The organism is Nocardioides agri (genome assembly GCF_013778305.1).
In the GTDB taxonomy this organism is placed as follows: Bacteria; Actinomycetota; Actinomycetes; order Propionibacteriales; family Nocardioidaceae; genus Nocardioides; species Nocardioides agri.
Map to the genome: position 1 here is coordinate 3,165,899 of NZ_JACEIC010000002.1, position 22,291 is coordinate 3,188,189.

The 22,291-nt window shown below is 72.9% G+C and carries 20 protein-coding genes; 12 read left to right on the top strand and 8 right to left on the bottom strand.

The window, feature by feature from the left end; translation table 11 throughout:
• Positions 1-98: 98 nt before the first annotated feature.
• Both HZF07_RS19940 and HZF07_RS19945 read left to right on the top strand, forming a co-directional pair.
• A complete protein-coding gene (locus HZF07_RS19940) occupies positions 99-707 on the top strand; it encodes a hypothetical protein (RefSeq protein WP_157344007.1) in 609 nt (202 codons plus the stop codon).
• Between the two features lie 195 nt (positions 708-902).
• On the top strand, positions 903-1,499 hold the full coding sequence (locus HZF07_RS19945) for a hypothetical protein (protein ID WP_157344008.1): 597 nt from the start codon (positions 903-905) through the stop codon (positions 1,497-1,499).
• Positions 1,500-1,555: 56 nt separating this feature from the next.
• Here the strand turns inward: HZF07_RS19945 and HZF07_RS19950 are convergent, their stop codons facing one another.
• Entirely contained in the window at positions 1,556-2,722 is a 1,167-nt protein-coding gene (locus HZF07_RS19950; protein WP_157344010.1) for a class I SAM-dependent methyltransferase, read from the bottom strand.
• Positions 2,723-2,912: 190 nt separating this feature from the next.
• Here HZF07_RS19950 and groES point away from each other — a divergent pair, with 190 nt between their 5' ends.
• Together groES and groL are read left to right on the top strand one after the other, a co-directional pair.
• Positions 2,913-3,206 (top strand): co-chaperone GroES, encoded by a 294-nt coding sequence (groES, locus tag HZF07_RS19955; RefSeq protein WP_028635613.1) that lies wholly within the window; start codon positions 2,913-2,915, stop codon positions 3,204-3,206.
• Positions 3,207-3,294: 88 nt separating this feature from the next.
• Positions 3,295-4,920, top strand: a complete 1,626-nt coding sequence (gene groL / locus HZF07_RS19960; protein ID WP_157344012.1) for a chaperonin GroEL — start codon at positions 3,295-3,297, stop codon at positions 4,918-4,920.
• A 90-nt stretch (positions 4,921-5,010) separates the two neighbouring features.
• On the opposite strand, the gene HZF07_RS19965 is transcribed toward groL, so the two are convergent.
• The 5 genes from HZF07_RS19965 to HZF07_RS19985 all read right to left on the bottom strand — a co-directional run bounded on the left by HZF07_RS19965 (position 5,011) and on the right by HZF07_RS19985 (position 11,331).
• A complete protein-coding gene (locus tag HZF07_RS19965) occupies positions 5,011-6,171 on the bottom strand; it encodes a hypothetical protein (protein WP_157344014.1) in 1,161 nt (386 codons plus the stop codon).
• Positions 6,165-6,707, bottom strand: coding sequence for a SigE family RNA polymerase sigma factor (locus HZF07_RS19970; protein WP_157344016.1), 543 nt, complete (start codon positions 6,705-6,707; stop codon positions 6,165-6,167). The genes HZF07_RS19965 and HZF07_RS19970 overlap by 7 nt, the downstream gene beginning before the upstream one ends.
• Before the next feature lie 16 nt (positions 6,708-6,723).
• Positions 6,724-8,220, bottom strand: a complete 1,497-nt coding sequence (locus tag HZF07_RS19975) for a hypothetical protein (RefSeq protein ID WP_157344018.1) — start codon at positions 8,218-8,220, stop codon at positions 6,724-6,726.
• Between the two features lie 88 nt (positions 8,221-8,308).
• On the bottom strand, positions 8,309-10,789 hold the full coding sequence (locus tag HZF07_RS19980) for a hypothetical protein (RefSeq protein WP_157344020.1): 2,481 nt from the start codon (positions 10,787-10,789) through the stop codon (positions 8,309-8,311).
• A gap of 5 nt (positions 10,790-10,794) precedes the next feature.
• The gene (locus HZF07_RS19985; protein ID WP_157344022.1) at positions 10,795-11,331 is read right to left on the bottom strand and encodes a hypothetical protein; all 537 of its coding nucleotides are present in this window, start codon (positions 11,329-11,331) and stop codon (positions 10,795-10,797) included.
• A 206-nt stretch (positions 11,332-11,537) separates the two neighbouring features.
• Here HZF07_RS19985 and HZF07_RS19990 point away from each other — a divergent pair, with 206 nt between their 5' ends.
• Positions 11,538-12,392 (top strand): GNAT family N-acetyltransferase, encoded by an 855-nt coding sequence (locus HZF07_RS19990; protein ID WP_157344024.1) that lies wholly within the window; start codon positions 11,538-11,540, stop codon positions 12,390-12,392.
• Between the two features lie 26 nt (positions 12,393-12,418).
• A complete protein-coding gene (guaB, locus tag HZF07_RS19995; RefSeq protein ID WP_181645421.1) occupies positions 12,419-13,921 on the top strand; it encodes an IMP dehydrogenase in 1,503 nt (500 codons plus the stop codon).
• On the opposite strand, the gene HZF07_RS20000 is transcribed toward guaB, so the two are convergent.
• Both HZF07_RS20000 and HZF07_RS20005 read right to left on the bottom strand, forming a co-directional pair.
• Entirely contained in the window at positions 13,906-15,105 is a 1,200-nt protein-coding gene (locus HZF07_RS20000) for a hypothetical protein (RefSeq protein ID WP_157344026.1), read from the bottom strand. The genes guaB and HZF07_RS20000 overlap by 16 nt on opposite strands.
• Positions 15,102-15,593: a SigE family RNA polymerase sigma factor gene (locus HZF07_RS20005; protein ID WP_309504866.1), complete on the bottom strand. Its 492-nt coding sequence runs from the start codon at positions 15,591-15,593 to the stop codon at positions 15,102-15,104. Before HZF07_RS20005 ends, HZF07_RS20000 begins: the two co-directional genes overlap by 4 nt.
• Before the next feature lie 110 nt (positions 15,594-15,703).
• Here HZF07_RS20005 and HZF07_RS20010 point away from each other — a divergent pair, with 110 nt between their 5' ends.
• The 6 genes from HZF07_RS20010 to HZF07_RS20035 all read left to right on the top strand — a co-directional run bounded on the left by HZF07_RS20010 (position 15,704) and on the right by HZF07_RS20035 (position 22,286).
• On the top strand, positions 15,704-16,810 hold the full coding sequence (locus HZF07_RS20010) for a GuaB3 family IMP dehydrogenase-related protein (protein ID WP_181645422.1): 1,107 nt from the start codon (positions 15,704-15,706) through the stop codon (positions 16,808-16,810).
• Positions 16,807-17,292, top strand: a complete 486-nt coding sequence (rnhA, locus tag HZF07_RS20015) for a ribonuclease HI (RefSeq protein WP_181645423.1) — start codon at positions 16,807-16,809, stop codon at positions 17,290-17,292. Before HZF07_RS20010 ends, rnhA begins: the two co-directional genes overlap by 4 nt.
• Entirely contained in the window at positions 17,289-18,095 is an 807-nt protein-coding gene (locus HZF07_RS20020; RefSeq protein WP_181645424.1) for a carbon-nitrogen hydrolase family protein, read from the top strand. Before rnhA ends, HZF07_RS20020 begins: the two co-directional genes overlap by 4 nt.
• Before the next feature lie 4 nt (positions 18,096-18,099).
• Positions 18,100-19,827, top strand: coding sequence for a glycerol-3-phosphate dehydrogenase/oxidase (locus HZF07_RS20025; RefSeq protein WP_157344030.1), 1,728 nt, complete (start codon positions 18,100-18,102; stop codon positions 19,825-19,827).
• A gap of 213 nt (positions 19,828-20,040) precedes the next feature.
• Complete coding sequence (locus HZF07_RS20030; protein WP_309504868.1) at positions 20,041-21,177, top strand: phosphotransferase family protein; 1,137 nt, start codon at positions 20,041-20,043, stop codon at positions 21,175-21,177.
• Positions 21,177-22,286 carry a hypothetical protein gene (locus HZF07_RS20035; RefSeq protein ID WP_157344032.1) on the top strand — a complete coding sequence of 370 codons (1,110 nt, stop codon included), beginning with the start codon at positions 21,177-21,179 and terminating at the stop codon, positions 22,284-22,286. Before HZF07_RS20030 ends, HZF07_RS20035 begins: the two co-directional genes overlap by 1 nt.
• Positions 22,287-22,291 lie beyond the last annotated feature (5 nt).

A 22,291-nucleotide genomic window follows, 5' to 3' on the forward strand; every position in this document is an offset into this window, starting at 1 on the left:
CCGAGGGCACCTCTTCGGACCCTGATGGACGCAAGTCGCTCGCCCTACCTTTGAAAGGTGCGAGGACAACGGTGTCCTCGCGGGAAGCGAGAGGCATCATGCGTTCGGCGTTCGACAAGCTCATCTCTTGGACCGGTATTGCCCTGGCAGGCGTTCTGCTGCTGGCCGGCGGTCTCCTGACCTGGGCCAACAACTTCATTGACGACCAGGTCCACGAGCAGCTCTCGAGCCAGGCGATCACGATGCCCGAGGGCGAGGCGCTCGCGTCGCTGCCCAAGGCGGACGCCGAGGCCCTGAAGCCGTTCGCCGGCAGCCAGCTCGACTCCGGCCCGGAGGCCAAGGCGTACGCGAACCACTACATCGCGGCGCACATGGACGCCATGTCCGGCGGCAAGACCTACAACGAGGTCAGCGGCGAGTACCTCCAGATGTCCGACGAGGAGAAGGCGTCCGAGGAGGGCCAGGCCGCGGCCGGCCTGCGCCAGTCGATGTTCATGGGCAACACGCTGCGCGGCCTGCTGCTCTACGGCTACGCGTTCGCCACGATCGGCACCATCGCCGGCATGGCCGCGTGGGTCGCCTTCGGCGGCGCGACGCTGATGATCATCCTCGTCGCCCTCGGCATGCGGCACTCCAAGAAGGCGAAGGCCCAGGAGGCCGTCTCGGCCCCGGCCGCGGCGAAGCCCTCAGGGCTGGTCACCGCCTGACCGTCGTACCGAACCGCCAGAGGCGGCAGCTCTCCGGAGCTGCCGCCTCTGCGGCATTTTCCGCGCTCGGCGCCTCGGGACCTAGGTCCCGCTGAGGCCCGTCTTCAGGCCCTGCCCAGGGTTCTCAGCGATTTCTAACGTTGTGGGTGGAGCGAGGACGAACAAGGGATCCCCGCCGGAAGAGGGAGGCGCACCATGCGCTCGGCATTCGACAAGCTCATCTCCTGGACCGGACTGGCACTAGCGGCGGTGCTGCTCATCGCCGGCGGTCTGCTGACCTGGGCCAACACGTTCATCAACGACCAGGTGGTCGACCAGCTCAGCCAGCAGAACATCACGATGCCCGAGGGCGACGCCCTGGCGTCCCTCCCCGAGGCCGACGCGAAGGCGCTCGAGCCCTACGCCGGCAGCCCCATGGACACCGGTGCCGAGGCCAAGGCGTACGCCGACCACTACATCCTCGTCCACATGAACGAGGCCAGTGACGGGCAGACCTACTCCGAGGTCAGCGGCCAGTATGTTGCGATGACCGACGAGCAGAAGGCGTCGGAAGAGGGCCAGGCGCTCGCCGGCCTGCGGCAGACGCTCTTCATGGGCAGCACGCTGCGCGGCCTGCTCCTCTACGGCTACGCGTTCGCCACGATCGGCACCATCGCCGGCATCGCCGCGATCGTCTCCTTCGCCGGAGCAGCCGTCCTGCTGGTCCTCTTCAGCCTCGGCCTGTGGCACGCCCACCGCGCCAAGGTCACCGAGGCCGGCACCGCACCCCGAGCGGTCCCGCAGCACGCGTGACCTGAGGGGCGGTCAGCCAGAACCCGCACGGCGTGCCGTGCGGGTTTCGGCGGCCCCTAGAACGGCCGGACCAGCAGCGCGATCCCGTGGCCCCCGGCCCGCGTGAGGACGACTGTCGCCTCCCCGTCCCCGCGCAGGTCGAGCCGCTTGCGCAGCTGGTCCGGCACCACGTCCACGCCCCGCTTCTTGATCGTCAGCCGCCCGATGCCGCGCTCGCGGAGGGCGGCCTTCAGCTGCTTCTCCCGGTAGGGCAGCTCCTCGAGCACCTGGTAGCCGCGTGCGAACGGCGTGCGGTACGACGCGTCCGAGGTGACGTAGGCGATGTGCTCGTCCACCAGCCCGCCGTCGACCCCCGCCGCGACGGCCGTCACCAGTCCGGCGCGGATCACCGCGCCGTCCGGCTCGTAGAGGAACTCGCCGACCGCGCGGACCGGGGCGCCCGGGTCGTCCTCCTCGGTCAACGTCGCGAGCCCGCCGTCCCCGATGACCGTCGCCCGGCGCGCGGTCGTGGCGAGGCGGCCCGACCACAGCGCGGCCTCCTTCACCTCGCCCCGGTCGCTCACCCACTCCGCCTCGACGCCGGCCGGCACCAGGTCGTGGGGGATGCCCGGGGCGACCTTCACGCACGCGTCGCGTCGCAGCAGCGCCTCGACGAAGCTCCACGGCGGGGTCCAGTCGTCGACGTCGAACGAGCGTCCGCGCGCGCCGCGCCGCGCGGGGTCGGCGTACGCGACGTCGAACGGCGAGGTGTCGATCGCCGTCGCGTCGGCGACCTGCACCGCGCCGGCCAGGCCGAGGGCGTCGAGGTTGGCGCGGGCGACCTCCACCCGCACCGGGTCGAGGTCGACGCCCGCGCAGACCAGCCCGGCGCGGGACGCGGCGATCAGGTCGCCGCCGACGCCGCAGCCCAGGTCGACGACCGTCTGCGCCGAGGACGCGACCAGCCTGGCGGCGCGGTGGTCGGCCACCCTGAGCCGGGTCGCCTGCTCCAGCCCGTCGGGGGTGAAGTACATCCGGTCGGCCAGGTCGCCGAACTTCGCGCGGCCGCGCACCCGCAGCGTGGCCTGGGTCATCGCGACCGCGACGTGCGCCGGCTCGGCCGTACGCCGGAGCCGGGTCTGGGTCGCCAGCGAGTCGTCGCCGGCCTCGACGGCCTGGACGGCCGCCGCGAGCAGCGCCTGCCCGTCGTCGGTCAGCAGCCACCGGAACGCGTCGAGGTCCATCGGATGATCCTGTCAGGACGGGGTCCCTCTGGCACTCAGTCGGCGAGAGTGCTAGTTTCTGACCTGGCACTCTCCCTCGGAGTGTGCCAGCGCCTGTGACCCGGTGCGACCCCCGCGACGGCGTACCGAATCCCAGGCACCAGACGTTGCATCACCCACCATCGAAGTGCCAGAAAGTGGAGGTCGACACGTGTCGGTCAACATCAAGCCCCTCGAGGACCGGATCGTCGTCAAGCCGCTCGACGCCGAGCAGACCACGGCCTCGGGCCTGGTCATCCCGGACACCGCCAAGGAGAAGCCCCAGGAGGGCGAGGTCCTGGCGATCGGTCCCGGCCGGATCGACGACAACGGCAACCGCGTCCCGCTCGACGTGAACGTCGGCGACAAGGTCATCTACAGCAAGTACGGCGGCACCGAGGTCAAGTACGCCGGCGAGGAGTACCTCATCCTCTCCGCGCGCGACGTCCTCGCGGTCGTTTCCTGAAGTTCCTGACGGGTCGTCCGCCTCACCGCTGTCTCTGACTGCGCCTGAGGCGGGCGACCCGCTCTCGTTTCACTGAGGTAGGAGAGAAATGCCGAAGATCCTGGAGTTCGACGAGAACGCCCGCCGCGCGCTCGAGCGCGGCGTCGACGCGCTCGCCAACGCCGTCAAGGTGACGCTGGGCCCGAAGGGCCGCTACGTCGTCCTCGACAAGAAGTGGGGCGCCCCCACCATCACCAACGACGGCGTGACCGTCGCGCGTGAGATCGAGCTGGACGACCCGTTCGAGAACCTCGGTGCGCAGCTCACCAAGGAGGTCGCCACCAAGACCAACGACATCGCGGGCGACGGGACGACCACCGCGACCGTGCTGGCGCAGGCGATGGTGCACGAGGGCCTGCGGGCCGTCGCCGCCGGCGCCAACCCGATGGGCCTCAAGCGGGGCATGGACGCCGCGGCCGAGGCCGTCGGCGACGCCCTGAAGGAGGCGGCGCGCGAGGTCGAGTCGGTCGAGGACATGGCCAACGTCGCCACGATCTCCAGCCGCGACAGCGTCATCGGCGACCTGCTCTCGCAGGCGTTCGACAAGGTGGGCAAGGACGGTGTCATCACCGTCGAGGAGTCCAACACCATGGGCACCGAGCTCGAGTTCACCGAGGGCATGCAGTTCGACAAGGGCTACATCTCGGCGTACTTCGTGAGCGACCCGGAGCGCATGGAGGCCGTCCTCGACGACCCCTACATCCTGCTGCACCAGGGCAAGATCTCGGCCGTCTCGGAGCTGCTCCCGCTGCTCGAGAAGGTCATCCAGGCGGGCAAGCCGCTCTTCATCCTCGCCGAGGACGTCGACGGCGAGGCGCTCTCGACCCTGGTCGTCAACAAGATCCGCGGCACCTTCAACGCCGTCGCGGTGAAGAGCCCGGCCTTCGGCGACCGCCGCAAGGCGATGATGCAGGACATCGCGACCCTGACCGGCGGTCAGGTCATCGCGCCCGAGGTCGGGCTCAAGCTCGACCAGGTCGGCCTCGAGGTGCTCGGCCAGGCCCGCCGCGTCGTGGTGACCAAGGACAACACCACGATCGTCGACGGTGCCGGTGACAGTGCCGAGGTCGAGAGCCGCGTCAACCAGATCAAGGCCGAGATCGAGTCCACCGACTCCGACTGGGACCGCGAGAAGCTCCAGGAGCGCCTCGCCAAGCTCGCCGGCGGCGTGTGCGTGATCAAGGTCGGCGCGCACACCGAGGTCGAGCTCAAGGAGAAGAAGCACCGCATCGAGGACGCCGTCTCCGCGACGCGCGCCGCGATCGAGGAGGGCATCGTCCCCGGCGGTGGCTCCGCGCTCATCCACGCGGTGTCGGTGCTCGACGACGACCTCGGCCTCACCGGCGACGAGGCCGTCGGCGTGCGCATCGTGCGCAAGTCCGCCGACGAGCCGCTGCGCTGGATCGCCGAGAACGGTGGCGAGAACGGCTACGTCGTCACCACCAAGGTCCGCGAGCTCGGCCCGGGCAACGGCTACAACGCCGCGACCGAGGAGTACGGCGACCTCGTCGCCCAGGGCGTCCTCGACCCGGTGAAGGTCACCCGCTCGGCGCTGGTCAACGCCACCTCGATCGCGGGCATGCTGCTCACGACCGAGACGCTGGTCGTCGACAAGCCCGAGGACGAGGAGCCCGAGGGGGCCGGCCGCGGCCACGGGCACGGCCACGGCCACTGATCCACCGCCGAGTCGGCGCGTCCTGCCCAGCAACCGGGCACGACGCGCCGACTCGGCGCATTTCGGCGGGCACAACGCGCCGAGTCGGCGTCAGTCGAGCAGGCGGCCCACCCACTGCGTGGCGCCGTGCCCGTCGTTGGTCGCGCCGTCCCAGATGAGGTAGTCACCCGGGATTGGCCCGGCCGTCGGGAAGCCCGAGGGGCCGGGGCCGATCCGCACCAGCGCGCCGGAGCCGAAGAGGTAAGCGTAGGTGCCGGCCGTCTCGCCGGCGTACGCGTCCAGGACCAGGCCCGCGTCGGTGCTGTCGACGACCGCGAGGCTCTCGCCGCGGATGTCGACCAGCGGGTCGCCGCTGGGTGTCACGACCCGCACGCCCGCGCCGTCGCCGTACGACGCGGCGCAGACCGGGCCGTAGGCGAGGTACTCCGCGACCTGGCCCGACCCGGCCAGGTCGCAGCGGGGGCCGGGTGTTGCACGGGGGTCGACCGCGCTGCGCTCGAGCCGGATGTCGGCGGGGTCGTCGAGCGAGCCGGACCAGAGGTCGAACACGTGCCAGTCGGCGTCCTCGGGCAGCGTCACCCAGATGCGCTCGCCGTCGTCGGCGCCCATCTCTCCGTAGCCGGGGCGGGACGACGTCGTGCCGGCGTCGAGCCCGGGCCAGGTGATCTCCGACCAGGTGCGGGTGGCGCGGTCGAAGACGGTCGCGCCGATCGCGCCGTCGGGCGTCGCGGTCTGGAAGACCAGCCGCTCGGTGCCGGCGAAGAGGAGGTGCTCGACCTGGTGCACGCCGGGCAGCCAGTCCTTCTCGCCGGTCGCGGGGTCGAGGAGCGCGACCCGGGTGGTGTTGCGGGTGGTGTGCGGGCCGTCGGTGTAGACGACCAGCCCGTCGTCGGTGACGCCCGCGAAGATCGCCCCGTTGCCCCGGTCGAGGTCCTCGTTGGTGTGCGTGGCCAGCACCTCGAGGTCCCGGCCCTCCACCGCGGGCCGCGCGTCGGCGAGCGCGAGGACCGGCCCGGTCGACTCCTTGTCGTGGTCGGCCACGGCGCCGTCGTCGACACCGGGTCCGACCCCGCCGGACACCAGGCCGGCGACGAGCGCGGTCACCGCGACCGCGCCGACCCCCACGGCGATCGTCGTACGGCGGCGGCGCACCCGGCGGCGGCCGGTTCCGATCACCGCGTCGACGTCGAGATGGTCGGGCGGCGGCGAGGCGACGGTGTCGCGGAGCAGCTCCTGGAGCTCGGTCACCATGGCAGGTTCTCCCTTCCGGCCACGACCAGCTCGTCGTGGGACGCGTCGTCGAGCATCGACCGCAGCGAGGCGAGCGCGCGCGAGGTCTGGCTCTTGACGGTGCCCTCGCTGCACCTCAGGACGTGGGCGGTCTCCCGGACGTCGAGCTCCTCGAAGTACCGCAGCACCACGCAGGCGCGCTGCCGTCCGGGCAGCCGCGCCAGCGCCGCCATCAGGGCGGCGCGGTCGACGACGCTCGCCGCGACGTCCTCACCGGAGGCCTGATCCGGATGCTCCGCCGCCGGCCGCTCGGTGCTCGACCGCTTGCGGCTGGCGTCGAGGAACGCGCTCACGACCGCCTTGCGTGCGTAGGCGAGCTCGCCGCCGTTGCGGACCAGCCGCGGCCAGGCCACGTAGGTCCGGATCAGCCCCTCCTGGACGTGGTCCGACGCCCGGTCCCAGTCACCGCACAGGAGGTAGGCCGTGCTGCGCAGCCGGGCCCGGCCGGCGGTCGCGAACTCCGCGAACTCCGCGTCGTCCGTTGCGTCTCGTCCCATGTCTTCCCAAACGGGGTCAGTCGCAGATGGGTTGCACGGCGGGCCGCTCGACATCGCGGAGCACGTAGACCGGCTGGCCGTTGCACGTCGTGCCGGCCACGGCGTACCGCTCGTCGATGACGGCGCGCAGGTCGGCGACGCCGTCATCGGACCAGGCGTCGAGGTCGACCCACTCGACCAGCCAGGTCGGGGCGTCCGGGCCGGCGAGCAGCGCGGTCAGGTCGGCGTAGCCGGGGTCGCGGGTGCGCATCGGCAGGCTCCAGAGGTAGGGGTACGGCGAGCCGAGGCCGCTGGTGCGCTGGAGGTCGGGCCGCCCGCCGAAGACGACCAGTGTGTCCCCGGGACGCGCCGCCGCGGCGACCGCCTCGCCGGTGCGCACCTCGTCGAACTCCTGCTGGCCGGTGGCGTTCCAGGCCAGCCAGAAGACCATCGCCGCGCACGCCGACGCGACCGCGACGAGCACGACCCGGCGCATCGTCCGGCCCGGCCGGTCCTCGCGGCCGGCGAGCAGGGCCGTGCAGAGCGCGGCGGCGGGCACGACGGGGATCAGGTAGTCCTGCCAGAAGCTGCCGCCGACGACCAGGGACGCGACGTCCACCATCACCACGGCCAGCGCGGCCGCGGTCACCGGCGGGTCCACGCGCCACGAGCTGCGCAGGTGGGCGACGAGGCCGCCGAGGACGGCGATCAGCCCGGTCGCGGCCGCGATCGCCAGCAGCAGGAGGGCGCGGCGGGCCGGCGCGCTGGCGCTCCCGTCCGCGATCACGCCGGCCGCGGCGGCGCGGAAGCCGTAGACCGTGTCCCACACGGTGTCGAGCCGGACGCCGGCGGACTCCGCCCACCCGATCGTCGCGAGCACCGGGACGGCCGCGCCGGCGAGGCCGGCCGCGAGCAGCACGGCGGTCACGCGACCCGACAGGCGTCCGGTGATCCAGGACGCCAGCAGCAGCACCCCGGCGAAGACCAGGGCGGTCGCGATGTTCTGCTTGAGCCCGACGGCGGCGGCGCCGGCGACGCCCGCGGCGAACGCCAGCAGCCAGGACGTGCGGCGTACGGCGAGCAGCGTCAGCAGCATGCTCCCGAGCACCAGCGGCAGCGCCAGCAGCTCGCCCTTGACGGCGACCACGTCGATCATCGGGTTCGAGAGGAGCGCGGCCGTCAGCGCCGCGGTCCAGGTGGTCGCGCGTGGCCCGCTCACCGTGCCGGCGACGCCGGCGGCGAGCAGCACGGCGAGGCCGGCGACGAGCGCACCGAGGACCCGCAGCGTGGTGACCCCGCCGAGCGCGTCGACGGCGTCGTACACCGCGAGCAGCAGCGGCGGCCGGTCCACCCAGTAGGGGCCGAACATGCTGCCGGGCTGCGGGTCCCAGGCGCCAGCGACGAGCAGGAACCCGGCCTCGTCGGCGCGGACCGGCCGGGTCAGGGCGGGCAGCCGGGCCAGGACCGTCACGACCACGGCGACGGCGACCGCGTGTCGACGGAGCAGCGCGAGGACGTGGATCCGGCTGCTCACGGGGACCAGCCTCTCAGGTCTGCTTCGCGGACGAGCAGCGGGCGCCGCCCCCCGGAGGTGGCGGCGCCCGCTGTCGAGCGTCGGCGGATCAGGCGGCGCGGCGGAACCGCCGAGCCGCGGCCGCGACGGCGGCACCGGCGACCAGCGCGCCCAGCGCGACGATGCCGCGCAGCAGGTTGTCCTGCGGCTCGGCGTTGGCACCGGCGAGCTCGTAGGAGAACACGCTGGTCTGCTCGTCGGCGCCGTCGGCGACGTTGCCGTAGGCCAGCTGGCTCTCCGCGGCGCGCTCGTTCAGCGCGACGATCTGGCCGTACTTGCTGCCGAACGTGGCCGCGGTCTCCTCACCGGCCTCGACGAGCTTCTGGGTGCCTTCCGTCGAGAGCCGGCCGGCGCCGTCCTCGATCTGGGCGGCCCCCGGCGTGGCCTGCGCGAGGCCGGCCGCGATCCTCCTCGCGCCGTCCCCCGCCGGAGCCAGGCCCTTCGCGAGCTCGCCGGCACCGCCGGCGAGCAGCTCGGCGCCCGCACCCGCCGGCGTCAGGCCGTCGGCCAGCGCCTGGCTGCCGTCGGCCAGCTGCGCCGAGCCCTTCGCCGCGTCGCCGAGGCCGTCGTGGAGGCCGGCAGCACCGTCGGAGAGCTGGCCGGCACCGCCGGCGACCTGCTGGCCGCCCGCAGAGGCGGCGTTCGCCCCGGCGGAGAGCTGGCCGACACCGGTGACCGCCTCGGTCAGCGCGGAGGCCAGGCCGACGAGGCCCTGCTTGAGCCCCCACGTGCTCGTGTCCGCGGTCGCGGCGGGGTTGGAGACGCCCGTCTTGAGCTGCTTGAGCCCGCCTTCGATGGTGCCCGCGCCGGCGGCGGCGGTGGCCAGGCCACCCGAGACGTTGCCGAGCCCGCCCGACACCTGGGCGAGGCCGCCGGACGCGGCGGTGGTCTTGGCGCGCAGGCCGTCCGGACCGGTGATGCCGGCCAGGACTGCGTTCGCGGTGCCCGTGCACGCAGTCGGGTCGGGCAGGCCGGAGCAGAAGCCCTTGAGGGCGGCGACGCCACCCGCCAGCTGGTCGATCGAGCCGCCGGTCTTCAGTGCGTCGTCGAGCCCGGCCTTGACCTGGTCGGCGCCGGACTTCGCGGCGTCGACGCCCTGCTTCGCGCCGTACGTCGCCGGGTTCGCCGGGTTGTAGCCGGGGTTGTCCAGGCCCAGCGTCAGCTTGTGCGCGCCGCCGATGAGGCTGGCCGCGTCGCTCTCGGCGCCGAGGCCCGCGAGGAGCCTGTCGGCGCCGGCGGTCAGGCTGTTGACCGCGGTGACCGCGCCCGGGAGCTTGCCGTTGAGGGTGGTCAGGCCACCGGCGAGGGTGTCGAGGCCGGCCGAGAGGTCGGACGCGCCCTCGTGCAGCTTGGACGCACCGCCGGCGAGCTGCCCGGAGCCCGGGAGAGCCTTGCGGTTGAGGCCCTTCGACAGCTCCGAGGCTCCGTCGGCGAGCTTCTTCGAGCCCGGGACCGCCTTCTCGTTGAGGCCCGCGGACAGCTCCGCGGCGCCGTCGGCGAGCTTCTCCGAACCCGGCAGCGCCTGGCCGTTGAGGCCGTCGGAGAGCTGCGAGGCGCCGTCGGAGAGCTTCTGGAGTCCGGCGAGGAGCTGGCCCGCGCCGTCCTTGAGCTTCAGCAGGTTCTCGTCGATCTGCGTCGCGCCCTCGGTGAGCGCCGCGCCGGTCTCGGCGCCGGCGGCGTACTGCTCCCCGGCCGACCGCGTCGTGGCCATGTCCTGCGGGGCGACGACCGCGAGCTGCAGCTTGGTGGCCGGGATCTCACCGTCGGTGATGTGGGCCGTGTAGGAGACGTCCGCGGTCGGCGCGCCGACCGGGTCGAAGAGGACCAGGGACCACTGGACCTGGTTGTCGCCACGCCCGTTGCCGCCGACCGCGGCGTCCGGGGCCGACACCTCGGTGAACCGGCCCGGGAGGGTCGTCGCGAGCGTGCCGACGAGCGGGATGACGGTCTTGATGGTCTCGGTGACCTCCTTGCCGTCACCGCCCGTGTAGGTGACGGTGCGCTCGGCCGCGGTGGTGTTCTCGATGTGGTACGTCGCGACGAGGACGCCCGACCTGCCGACGATGTCGTCCGCCTGGACGGGCTTGCCGTCGAGCGTGTAGTCGACCTCGACCGTCACCGGCAGGTCCTTGTCGAACTCGCCGACGGTGCGCGTCTGGACGTCGCCGCCCTCCGGGCTCAGCCGGTAGCGGGCTTGACCGTCGGACACGCTCGGGGCGGAGTACCCGTTCAGGTCGCGCAGGCCGGAGGGCGAGGGGACGTCGAGGTCGACGGTCCCGTCGCCGGACGCGGTGACCTGGGTGAGCAGACGGCTGGCGGAGACCTTGCCGTCGGCGTCGAGGACGACCTGCACGGTCTCGGCGACCGACGCGTAGGCGTCCTTGCTCGAGCCGGACGGCTCGGCGCCGTCGGCGGCCGCCAGCCCGGCAGCCCCCAGCACGACGGTCAGGGTGCCGGCTGCGACGGCGGCCGCCGTCTTGCGGGGCAGGGGAGCGGGGCGACCCGCGGGGGTCTGGGTCGGGTTCGTCATGGCGTTCACGCTTCGATCTCGTGGGCGTCGGTGATGAGGTCGTCGGTCCCGAACGTGCTCGCGATCTGGGCGGCGATGATCGCGCCCAGGAAGCCGAGGCCGGCGGCGAGCAGCACGGTCGTCGCGGCGGTCGGGGACTGGTTGAGGAACTGGTCCGGGGACAGGCTGAAGGTCTTCTCGTAGGCGCCGACCAGGGCGACGACGCCGAGCAGGGAGCTCGCGAACAGCGCCCGGGAGCGGAGGGCCGCGGCGACGACGGTCAGGATCAGCAGGGCGACCGTCGCGGCGACGGCGTGCCCGGAGGCGGCGTCGGGCAGCGCGCCGGCGCGCACCGCGTACGCGGCCCAGGCGACGACGAAGCCGAGCACGAAGCCCAGCGCCCGGGTGCTGGCGGTGCCGCCGGTCATGGAGGCCAGCACGGCGCCGGTGGCGAGGCCGAACAGGCCGTAGAGCGACAGGTCGAGGCCGAGCCTGTCGCCGTTGAGGATGAGCAGGAAGGCCATGGCGGCCAGCACCGCACCGGCGGTGAGCAGTCTCTTCATCGAGGTTCCTTGTGCGGTGCACGGGTCGTGAGCGGCGGGGCGGAGTGTCGACCCCCGTGTGCCTAAGGTCGGCGGATCGCCGAGAACCTGAGAAGAACGGGCTGTGACCCTGATCTGGCCCCCGCGCCGGAGGCCCGGCGCAGAACGTAAACCGCCCGAAACAGGTCCGACCCAAACGCGCAACGTCGCCGGTCCAGGCTGGCGCCATGTTGTGGAGGGTTCGTACGACGCTGCCCGACCGCCCCGGCGCGCTCGCCTCGCTGGCGGCCGCGTGTGGGGAGGCCGGCGTCAACATCCTGGGCTTCCAGATCTTCCCGGGGGTCGCGGCCGTGACCGACGAGCTGGTGCTCAGCACGCCGGACGGCTGGGGCATCGCCGAGATCTCGGAGCTGCTCGACCGCTCCGGTGGCCACTCGGTGAGCGCGGCGCCGTGCACCGAGGCGGCGCTGACCGACCAGCCGACCCGCTACGTGCAGGCGGCCAGGTCGGTGCTGGCCAGCCCGGCGTCGTTCCCGGAGGTCGCGGCCCGGCTCTTCGACGCCGAGGCCGGCGCGTCCGGCGACCACGACGTCATGGGCCTGGTCGTCGGCGACGTCCAGGTGCAGGTCAGCCGCGCCGCGCCGTTCACGGCGACCGAGCACGCGCGCGGGGCGGCGCTCGCCGACCTGGTCTCCGACGTGCTGGCACGCGAGCACGTCCCGCCCTCCAGCAGGCTGGTCGGGGGCGGCAAGGCACCCGAGTACGCCGTCGCCGAGCGCACCGTGTCCGCACTCGTCGACGGCGAGGTCGTCGGGATGACGGCGGTCGGCACCGACGGGGTCGTCACCCTCCGGGTGGACCCGGCGTGGCAGCGGCGCGGCATCGGCACCCGGCTGCTGGTCGACGGGGCCCGGCTGGCGAGCGCCCTTGGGGTCGAGGAGATCGTGCTCACGACCCGCTCGGACAACCAGGCGGTGCTCCCGATGGTGATGGCCGCCGGGCTCCGCGGGCGGATCCGGATGGCCGGCGACACGCTGACCGTGCGGATCGGCGTACGCGACCTGAAGCCGCTGCGGGCGTGACGGGCGTCTCTCGGTAGGCTGGGGGAGTGGAGGTTCCCGAGAAGTTCGCCACCCTTGGCCTGACCTACGACGACGTCCTCCTGCTGCCGGGTCACTCCGACCTCGCGCCGGCGGACATCGACATGCGCACCCGCCTGACCCGCGAGATCACCCTCAACGTGCCGCTGGTCAGCGCCGCGATGGACACCGTGACCGAGTCGCGGATGGCGATCGCGATGGCCCGCCAGGGCGGCCTGGGCGTGCTGCACCGCAACCTCTCGATCGAGGACCAGGCCTACCAGGTCGACCTGGTGAAGCGGACCCAGACCGGCATCATCTCCAACCCGATCACGATCGGCCCCGACGCGACGCTCGAGGAGCTCGACCAGCTCGCGGGCGAGTACCGCGTGTCGGGCTTCCCGGTCGTCGACGCCCAGAACCGCCTGCTCGGCATGATCACCAACCGCGACCTGCGCTTCACGCCGGTGGCGGAGTGGGCGACCACCAAGGTCGACGAGGTGATGACGCCGATGCCGCTCATCACGGGCACCCCCGACATCAGCCGCGACGACGCCACCGTGCTGCTGCGCAAGCACAAGCGCGAGCGGCTCCCGCTGGTCGACGACCAGGGCCACCTCACCGGCCTCATCACCGTCAAGGACTTCGTCAAGGGCGAGCAGTTCCCCAACGCGTCCTACGACGACGCCGGCCGCCTCATGGTCGGCGCGGCGATCGGCTACTTCGGCGACGCGTGGCAGCGCGCCACCACGCTGATCGAGGCAGGCGTCGACGTGCTCGTCGCCGACACCGCCCACGGCAACGTCCGGATGCTGCTCGACATGGTCCAGCGGCTCAAGACCGACCCGGCGACCAAGCACGTGCAGGTCGTGGGCGGCAACGTCGCGACCAAGGAGGGCGCGCAGGCGTTCGTCGACGCGGGCGCTGACGCGGTCAAGGTCGGCGTCGGCCCGGGCTCGATCTGCACCACCCGCGTCGTGACCGGGGTCGGCGTCCCGCAGGTGACCGCGGTCTACGAGGCGTCGCTGGCGTGCAAGGCCGCCGGCGTCCCGGTCATCGCCGACGGCGGCCTCAAGCACTCGGGCGAGATCGCCAAGGCGATCGTCGCGGGCGCCGACACCGTGATGGTCGGCTCGCTGCTCGCCGGCTGCGAGGAGTCGCCGGGCGAGCTGGTCTTCGTCAACGGCAAGCAGTTCAAGTCCTACCGCGGCATGGGCTCGCTGGGCGCGATGTCGAGCCGCGGCAAGAAGTCCTACTCCAAGGACCGCTACTTCCAGGCCGAGGTCAGCAGCGACGACAAGATCGTCCCCGAGGGCATCGAGGGCCAGGTCGCCTACCGCGGCCCCCTGGCCGCCGTCGCCCACCAGCTGATCGGCGGCCTCAACCAGTCGATGTTCTACGTCGGCGCGCGCACCGTGGCGGAGCTGCAGGACAAGGGCCGGTTCGTCCGGATCACCCAGGCCTCGCTCCAGGAGAGCCACCCGCACGGCGTGCAGATGACCGTCGAGGCGCCGAACTACTCGGGGCGGTAGGTCAGGATCCTGGCGCCGCGTCCGGTGGCCCTGATCTGGTAGGTGTCGCCGGCCAGCAGCACCCCCGCCACCAGGCTGCCCTCCGAGGACTGACCGATCGTGCCGTCCGAGCCGCCTTCGTCGAGCTCGCCTCGCCAGGTCAGTCGGAGGTCGCCGCTGCCCGACGCCCCCAGCAGCAGGTCCTCCGATGCCAGCTCGAGCGTCAGCGGTGAGGTGTCCGCGGCGTCGGAGAGCCAGGTCCGGCCCGCGTACTCGAGGGAGTCGCCCGCGACGTAGACGCCCGCACCGACGGTCACCTCGTCGACGTCCGCAGGAGCGCCGTCCCTCTCGTGGCTGACGAAGACCCGCACGACGTGCTTCCCGGCGCCGAGACCGTCGAGCGTGGCCGAGCTGCCGGCCGCCAGGTCGGCCGTGCCGTCGGCCCCGCAGGTGCCCGCCATCCCCGGCTCGCCGTCGATGTCGAGGTTGACCCACAGGTCGCTCGGGCCGTCGCAGTAGACGACGAACCGCATCGTGGGGCCGCCGTCGGCGTCGAACTCGACGCTGGACTCGCCGGGCGCGGAGAACGCGGCCCCCAGGAGGGGCCGGCCGGCGTAGGTGTCGCGGAAGACGACGGAGCCGTTGCTCACGCCGGCGGCCAGCTCGCCGGTCGCCTCGTAGATCGCGACGCCGGCCCGCGCCCCGGCGGGCGTGCCGTCGTAGCGCACCTCGAGCACTGGATCGGTCCCGCCGACGGGCAGGGGTGCGGCCGATGCCTCGCCGGTGCGCACCCGCGCGACGGGCTCGCCGTCGCTGAGCAGTGTCGCCGAACCGTCACCCAGGTCGCTGCCGACCAGCGTGATCGCGCGCTCGCCGTCGAGCTCGTCGAGCTGGTGACGCTCGCCCTCGCCGAGCTCCTCGGTCTCCTCGAACGTGTAGGGGAAGCCGAGCACGTCGATCGTCGCAGGGACGTCGACCCCGAGCACCGACGCCGGCTGGGGCGTGCCGGGGGAGCGCAGCACGGACGCGGCGGCGACGCCGCCGACGAGCACGAGGACGGCGGCCACGGCGACGGCGGCCGCGCGGCGGCGGCGTACGGCGCGGATCCGGGCGCGCACGGCCACCGGACGGACGTAGCGCTCGGTGTCGTGCAGGATGTCGGCGTGCCGCTCGAGGGTGTCGCGCAGGTCGTCGAGGGTGTTCATCGGTGGTCCTCCTCGGTGACGAGCGCGGGGTCGATCCGCAGCTTCGCGAGTGCCTTGCTGGCCTGGCTCTTCACGGTCCCGACGGAGACGCCGAGCATCTGGGCCGTCTCGGCCTCGCTGAGGTCCTCGACGTAGCGCAGCACGACGACCGCGCGCTGCCGGCGCGGCAGGCGGGCCATCGCGGACCAGAGGTCCTGCCGCTCGTCGGACCTGGGTCCGTCGACCGGCTCGGGCTCGGGTGGCTCGGCGTGCGCGTGCTCGCCGTTCCACTTGCGGCGCCACCACGAGGAGAACGTGTTGACGAGGATCGTGCGGACGTAGGGCTCCGGGTCGCCCTGGATCCGCGACCAGGCGAACCAGGCCTTCGTCAGCGCCGTCTGCAGCAGGTCCTCGGCGAGCGCGTGGTCGTGGGTCAGGAGGTACGCCGTGCGCAGCAGCCGCGACGAGCGCGCGGCGACGAACTCGTCGAAGTCCGCCCCCGCTGTCACGTCGCCTCCCGAGATGGCCGGGCCCGCTGCGCCGGTCAAGGTCTCCATACCTTGCCCGACCGCCTGGCCACCCCCGATGGTTGCCCCGCCCCACTGGATAGTCTGGGCCGGTGAGCGACATCGAGATCGGCCGCGCGAAGCGCGCCCGCCGGGCGTACTCCTTCGACGACATCGCGATCGTGCCCTCGCGGCGCACCCGCGACCCGGAGGAGGTCAGCACGGCCTGGCAGATCGACGCCTACCGCTTCGAGATCCCGCTGCTCGCCGCGCCCATGGACTCGGTGATGTCGCCGGCGAACGCGATCGCGCTCGGCCGCTTCGGCGGTCTGGGCGTGCTCAACCTCGAGGGGCTCTGGACCCGCTACGAGGACCCGGACCCGCTGCTCGAGGAGGTCGCGGGTCTCCAGGGCGCAGACGCGACCCGCCGCCTCCAGGACATCTACCGCGAGCCGATCAAGGCCGAGCTGATCACCGAGCGGGTGCGCCAGGTGCGCGAGGCCGGCGTGACCGTGGCCGGCTCCCTGTCGCCCGCGCGCACCAAGGACTTCGCCAAGGCGGTCGTCGACGCCGGCGTCGACATGTTCGTCATCCGCGGCACCACGGTGTCCGCGGAGCACGTGTCCTCGCAGGCCGAGCCGCTCAACCTCAAGGAGTTCATCTACGAGCTCGACGTGCCGGTGATCGTGGGCGGCTGCGCGACCCACCAGGCCGCGCTGCACCTGATGCGCACCGGCGCCGCGGGCGTCCTGGTCGGCTTCGGGGGCGGCGCGGCGCACACGACCCGCACCGTGCTCGGCGTCGCCGTGCCGATGGCCTCGGCGGTCGCCGACGTCGCCGCCGCCCGCCGCGACTACCTGGACGAGTCCGGCGGCCGCTACGTGCACGTCATCGCCGACGGCTCCATCGGCAAGTCCGGCGACATCGCCAAGGCGATCGCCTGCGGCGCCGACGCCGTGATGGTCGGCTCGCCGCTGGCGCGCGCCACCGACGCGCCGGGCCGCGGCTTCCACTGGGGCACCGAGGCGCACCACCACGACCTGCCGCGCGGCCAGCGGGTGCAGTTCGAGACCGTGGGCACGCTCGAGGAGATCCTCTTCGGGCCCTCGCGGGTCGCCGACGGCACGATGAACCTCGTCGGCGCGCTCAAGCGCTCGATGGCGACGACCGGCTACACCGAGGTCAAGGAGTTCCAGCGGGTCGAGGTCGTCGTCGAGTGACGGACGTCCCTGCCGCCGAGTCGGTCACGATCCACACCGACGGCGCCTGCGTCCCGAACCCCGGTCCGGGCGGCTGGGGCGCGCTGCTCCGGTACGGCGTCCACGAGCGCGAGCTCTGCGGCGGCACGGCCGAGCCCACGACCAACAACCGGATGGAGCTCACCGCGCCGATCGAGGCGCTGGAGACCCTGAACCGGCCCTCGGTCGTGCACCTGTGGACCGACAGCACCTACGTGCGCAACGGCATCACCTCCTGGATCAACGGCTGGAAGAGGAACGGCTGGCTGACCAGCGCCAAGCAGCCGGTCAAGAACGCCGACCTGTGGCAGCGCCTCGAGGAGGCCTGCGCGCGGCACCAGGTCGAGTGGCACTGGGTCAAGGGCCACAACGGCGACGAGGGCAACGAGCGGGCCGACCAGCTCGCCGCGCGCGGTCTCTCCGAGGCCGTCGCGGCCGCGGTCGCACCGGTGCCGCAGGCGTGAGCACGCTGCGGGTCGCGGCCGGCCAGGCGGCCGCCGTCTCGGGGGACCTCCTCGCCAACGTCGCGTCGGCCACCCGGCTGACCGAGCGGGCCGCGGCCGAGGGCGCGCGGCTGCTCGTGCTGCCCGAGGCCTTCCTGACCGGGTACGACGCGGCCGCGTTCGACGGCCCGCTGCCCGAACCGGCCGACCTGGCCGGCCCGGCACTCGACCCGCTGCGCGCGGCCGCGACCGCGGGCGACGTCACGGTCGTGGCCGGCACGGCGCTGCGCCGCGGGGCGGACCGGCGGCTGTCGCAGGTCGTGGTGCGACCGGACGGCGACACGACCGCGCCGTACGACAAGCAGCACCTCGACGGCCTCGAGAAGGACGTCTTCACCGTGGGCGACCACGGCACCTCGATCGCCGTCGACGGCCTCGAGCTGGGCCTGTCGATCTGCTACGACGGCTGCTTCCCCGAGCACGCCCAGGCCGCGGCGCTCGACGGGGCGGTCGGCTACCTCAGCTCGGCGGCGTACTTCCCCGGCGGCGCGCACCGCCGCGACCTCTACTACGCGGCACGGGCCGTCGAGAACGGCATGTACGTCGTGCTCTCCGGGCTGACCGGCCGGTGCGGCGCCTACGAGTTCATCGGCGGCTCTGCCGTCTACGACCCGGAGGGCCGCCCCTTGGCCCGGCTCGGAGCCGAGGAGGGGCTGGCGGTCGCGGAGATCGACACCGCCGTCGTCGACGCGACCCGGAGGCGGCACACGATGGTCGCCGACCACCGCTCGTCCCTGGGCGTTCGGGTCCGTTTGCGAGACTGACGGCATGACGCAGCCCAGCGCGCTCGGCCCGGAGGCTCGCGACGCCGCGCTCGCGGCGATGGAGGGCGTCGCCGGCCAGCCGGAGCTCGACGTGCTCGTGGTCGGCGGCGGCATCGTCGGCGTCGGCGCCGCGCTGGACGCGGTCACCCGCGGGCTGAGCACCGGGCTGCTCGAGCAGCGCGACCTGGCCAGCGGCACGTCCAGCCGCAGCAGCAAGCTCGTCCACGGCGGGCTGCGCTACCTGGAGCTGCTCGACTTCGGGCTGGTGCGCGAGGCGCTCCAGGAGCGCGGGCTGCTCCTCACCCGCCTTGCCCCGCACCTCGTCCGGCCGGTGCCCTTCCTCTACCCGCTGACCCACCGCGGCTGGGAGCGGCCGTACGTCGGCGCCGGACTCGCGCTCTATGACGCGATGGCGGCGCTGGGCAAGAGCGAGATGGGGGTCCCGCGCCACCGGCACCTGTCGCGCCGCGGCGTCAAGCGGATCGCGCCCGACTTCGACGCCACGTCGATCGCCGGCGCGATCAAGTACTACGACTGCCAGGTCGACGACGCCCGGCTCGTCGTGACGATCGCCCGCACCGCCGCCGCGCACGGCGCGCACGTCGCGACGCGGGTCAAGGTGACCGGCTTCCTGCGCGAGGGCGAGCGGGTCGTCGGCGTCCGCGCGCGCGACCTCGAGCACGGTCGCGACCTCGAGGTGCGGGCGCGGGTGGTCATCAACGCCGCGGGCGTGTGGACCGACGAGATCCAGGAGCTCGTCGGCGGCCGCGGCTCGCTGCACGTGCAGGCGTCCAAGGGCATCCACCTCGTCGTGCCGCGGGACCGGATCCGGTCCGAGGCGGGCTTCATCGTGCGCACCGAGAAGTCGGTGCTGTTCGTGATCCCGTGGGGCCGGCACTGGATCATCGGCACCACCGACACCGCCTGGGACCTCGACAAGGCGCACCCGGCGGCGTCCAAGGCGGACATCGACTACGTCCTCGGCCACGTCAACGCCATCCTGCGCGAGCCGCTCGACCACGACGACGTCGAGGGCGTGTACGCCGGGCTGCGGCCGCTGCTGTCCGGCGAGTCCGAGCCGACCTCCCGCATCTCCCGCGAGCACACGGTCGTCACCCCGGTGCCCGGCCTGGTGATGATCGCCGGCGGCAAGCTCACGACGTACCGCGTGATGGGGCGCGACGCCGTCGACGCCGCTGCCCACTCCCTCAAGTCGTCGCTCAACCTCGCCGTCCGCGGCTCGATCACCCACCGGGTCCCGCTGGTCGGCGCCTCCGACTGGGAGACCCGGCAGAACCAGCGGGTGCTGCTGGCCCGGCGCAGCGGCCTGCACGTCGCCCGCATCGACCACCTGCTCGGCCGCTACGGCGGCATGGTCGACGAGGTGCTCGCCCTGGTCGCCGAGCGGCCGTCCCTCGGCGAGCCACTCACGGGCACCGAGGACTACCTCGCGGCCGAGGTCGTCTACGCGGTCACGCACGAGGCCGCCCGCCACCTCGACGACGTGCTCACCCGGCGGACCCGCATCTCGATCGAGACGTTCGACCGCGGCGTGGCCGCAGCCCCCGCGGCCGCCGCACTCATGGCGGCCGAGCTCGGCTGGGACGACGCCCGCACCGCCGAGGAGGTCGACCACTACCGGCGGCGCGTCGAGGCCGAGCGGCGGTCGCAGGCCAAGCCCACCGACGAGGAGGCCGACGAGGCCCGCGTGGTCGTGGGCGACGTCGTCTGACCCGTTGAGTCGAGACCTCTGACGGTCGAGTCGAGAGTTCTGGCCACGTGAGTCGAGAGTTCGTGCCGGCCCGGGACCGAAAGACTCGACTCGAACGGCACAACTCTCGATTCAACCGTCCGCCCGGGCACCCCGTTGACAACTAGAACACGTTCCACCGATGCTGGGCGGCAGCGCGTGTGAGACCTGAGTCACACGCAGTGGGGAGGGATCGTGACGCAGGCGCCGCCGCCCGCAGACATGAAGATGCAGCGCTCGAGCCGGGACGCGTCCACGCTCCCGGGGGTGCTCGCCGACTGGCTGGCCACGGTGCTGCCACCCGGCTCGGACCCGGCGGTCACGCTGCACAGCGGGGTCGACGCCAACGGCATGTCCTCGGAGACGCTGATCCTCGACGTCGACTGGACCGAGGACGGCGAGGCCCGGCACGGCGAGTACGTCGCGCGCGTGGCGCCGGCGGCCCACGACCTGCCGGTGTTCGCGCACTACGAGCTCCAGGACCAGTACGACGCCATGCGGATCGTCGCCGAGCGGACCGCCGTACCCGTGCCGGCCGTGCGCTGGATGGAGCCGACCGGCGAGGTGCTCGGCACGCCGTTCTTCCTCATGGACCGCATCGACGGCGTGGTCCCGCAGGACGTGCTGCCCTACAACTTCGGCGACAACTGGCTCTTCGACGCCGCGCCCGAGGACCAGCGGCGGCTGCAGGACGCCTCGGCGCGCGTGCTCGCCGACCTCCACGCGATCCCGGACGCCGCCACCACCTTCGACTTCCTCGACCCGGCCCGCCACGGCCACGAGGGCGAGACCCTGCTGGCGCGCAACCTTGCCCGGGTGCAGGAGTGGTACGAGTTCGCCGTGCCGGACAGCGGCCGGTCGCCGCTCGTCGAGCGGGCGCTGGCCTGGCTGCACGCCCACATCCCGAGCACCGACGAGGCCGTGCTGTGCTGGGGCGACGCGCGGATCGGCAACATGATGTACCGCGACTTCGAGCCGGTCGCCGTCCTCGACTGGGAGATGGCCGCGATCGGCCCTCGCGAGCTCGACGTCTCGTGGATGGCCTTCGCGCACAGCGTCTTCGAGTCGATCACCGAGGTCATGGGGATGCCGGGCATGCCGCACTTCATGCACGAGGACGACCTCAAGGCGGAGTACGAGCGGGTCTCGGGCGTCACGCTCGGCGACCTGCAGTGGTACCACGTCTACAACGGCGTGCAGTGGTGCATCGTCTTCATGCGCACCGGCGCCCGGCAGATCCACTTCGGGGAGATCGAGCGGCCCGACGACATCGAGACCCTCTTCCACTGCAAGCCGCTGATCGAGCGCCTGCTCGAGGAGGTCGGCGCCTGATGCCCAACGACATCACGCCGCTCGACGAGTTTCCGCTGCACCAAGCGCCGCTGCCGCTGGCCTACGCCAACAGCAGCGACCGCAACTTCTACGACCGCTGGTACTTCAACGCCCACGACCGCAGCGGTGAGATCTTCGCGATCTTCGGGATGGGCTACTACCCGAACCTCGGCACCAAGGACGCCTTCTTCCTGGTGGCCCGCGACGGCAAGCAGACCGCCGTGCACCTCTCCGACCTGATGGACCAGGACCGGATGAACCCGCACGTCGGCAGCTTCCGCGTCGAGGTGCCGGACCCGCTCAAGAGGGTCCGGGTCGTGCTCGAGGAGACCGACGGCATCGCGGCCGACCTCACCTGGGACGGCACCTGCGACGTCGTCCAGGAGATGCCGCACGTGCTGCGCTCGGGCAGCCGCGTCACCCTCGACGCGCAGCGCTTCGCGCAGCTCGGGGCGTGGCGCGGCACCATCGTCGTCGACGGCGAGGAGATCGCCGTCGACCCGAGCCTCTGGCTCGGGAGCCGGGACCGCTCCTGGGGGATCCGCCCTGTGGGGGAGGCGGAGCCCCCCGGAGCACCCGCGAACCCGCCGTTCGAGGGGATGTGGTGGCTCTACGTCCCCATGCAGTTCGAGGAGTACGCCGTCGTCCTGATCATCCAGGAGAGCCCCGACGGTCACCGCACCCTCAACGACTGCACGCGCGTGTGGAAGGACGGCCGCGTCGAGCAGCTCGGCTGGCCGCTCGTCACGATCCACTACGCACCGGGCGGCCGCACGCCCACCGGTGCGACCATCCGCTGCACGACGCCCGACGGCACCCCGCTCGTGCTCGAGGTCGAGTCGCGTCTCGCCGTCCCGCTGCACGTCGGTGGCGGGTACGGCGGCGACCCCGACTGGATCCACGGCACGTGGAAGGGCGAGAAGTTCGCCGAGCGGGTCACCTACGACATGGCCGACGCCGCGGTGCAGGGCCGCTTCATGTTCGGCTGCGTCGACCACGTCGGTCGCGCCACGATCGACAGCGAGGAGGGCTGGGGCCTCTTCGAGCACTTCTGCATCGGCCGGCACGACCCGTCCGGCTTCACCGACTTCTTCAGCGTCGCCCCGTAACCCCA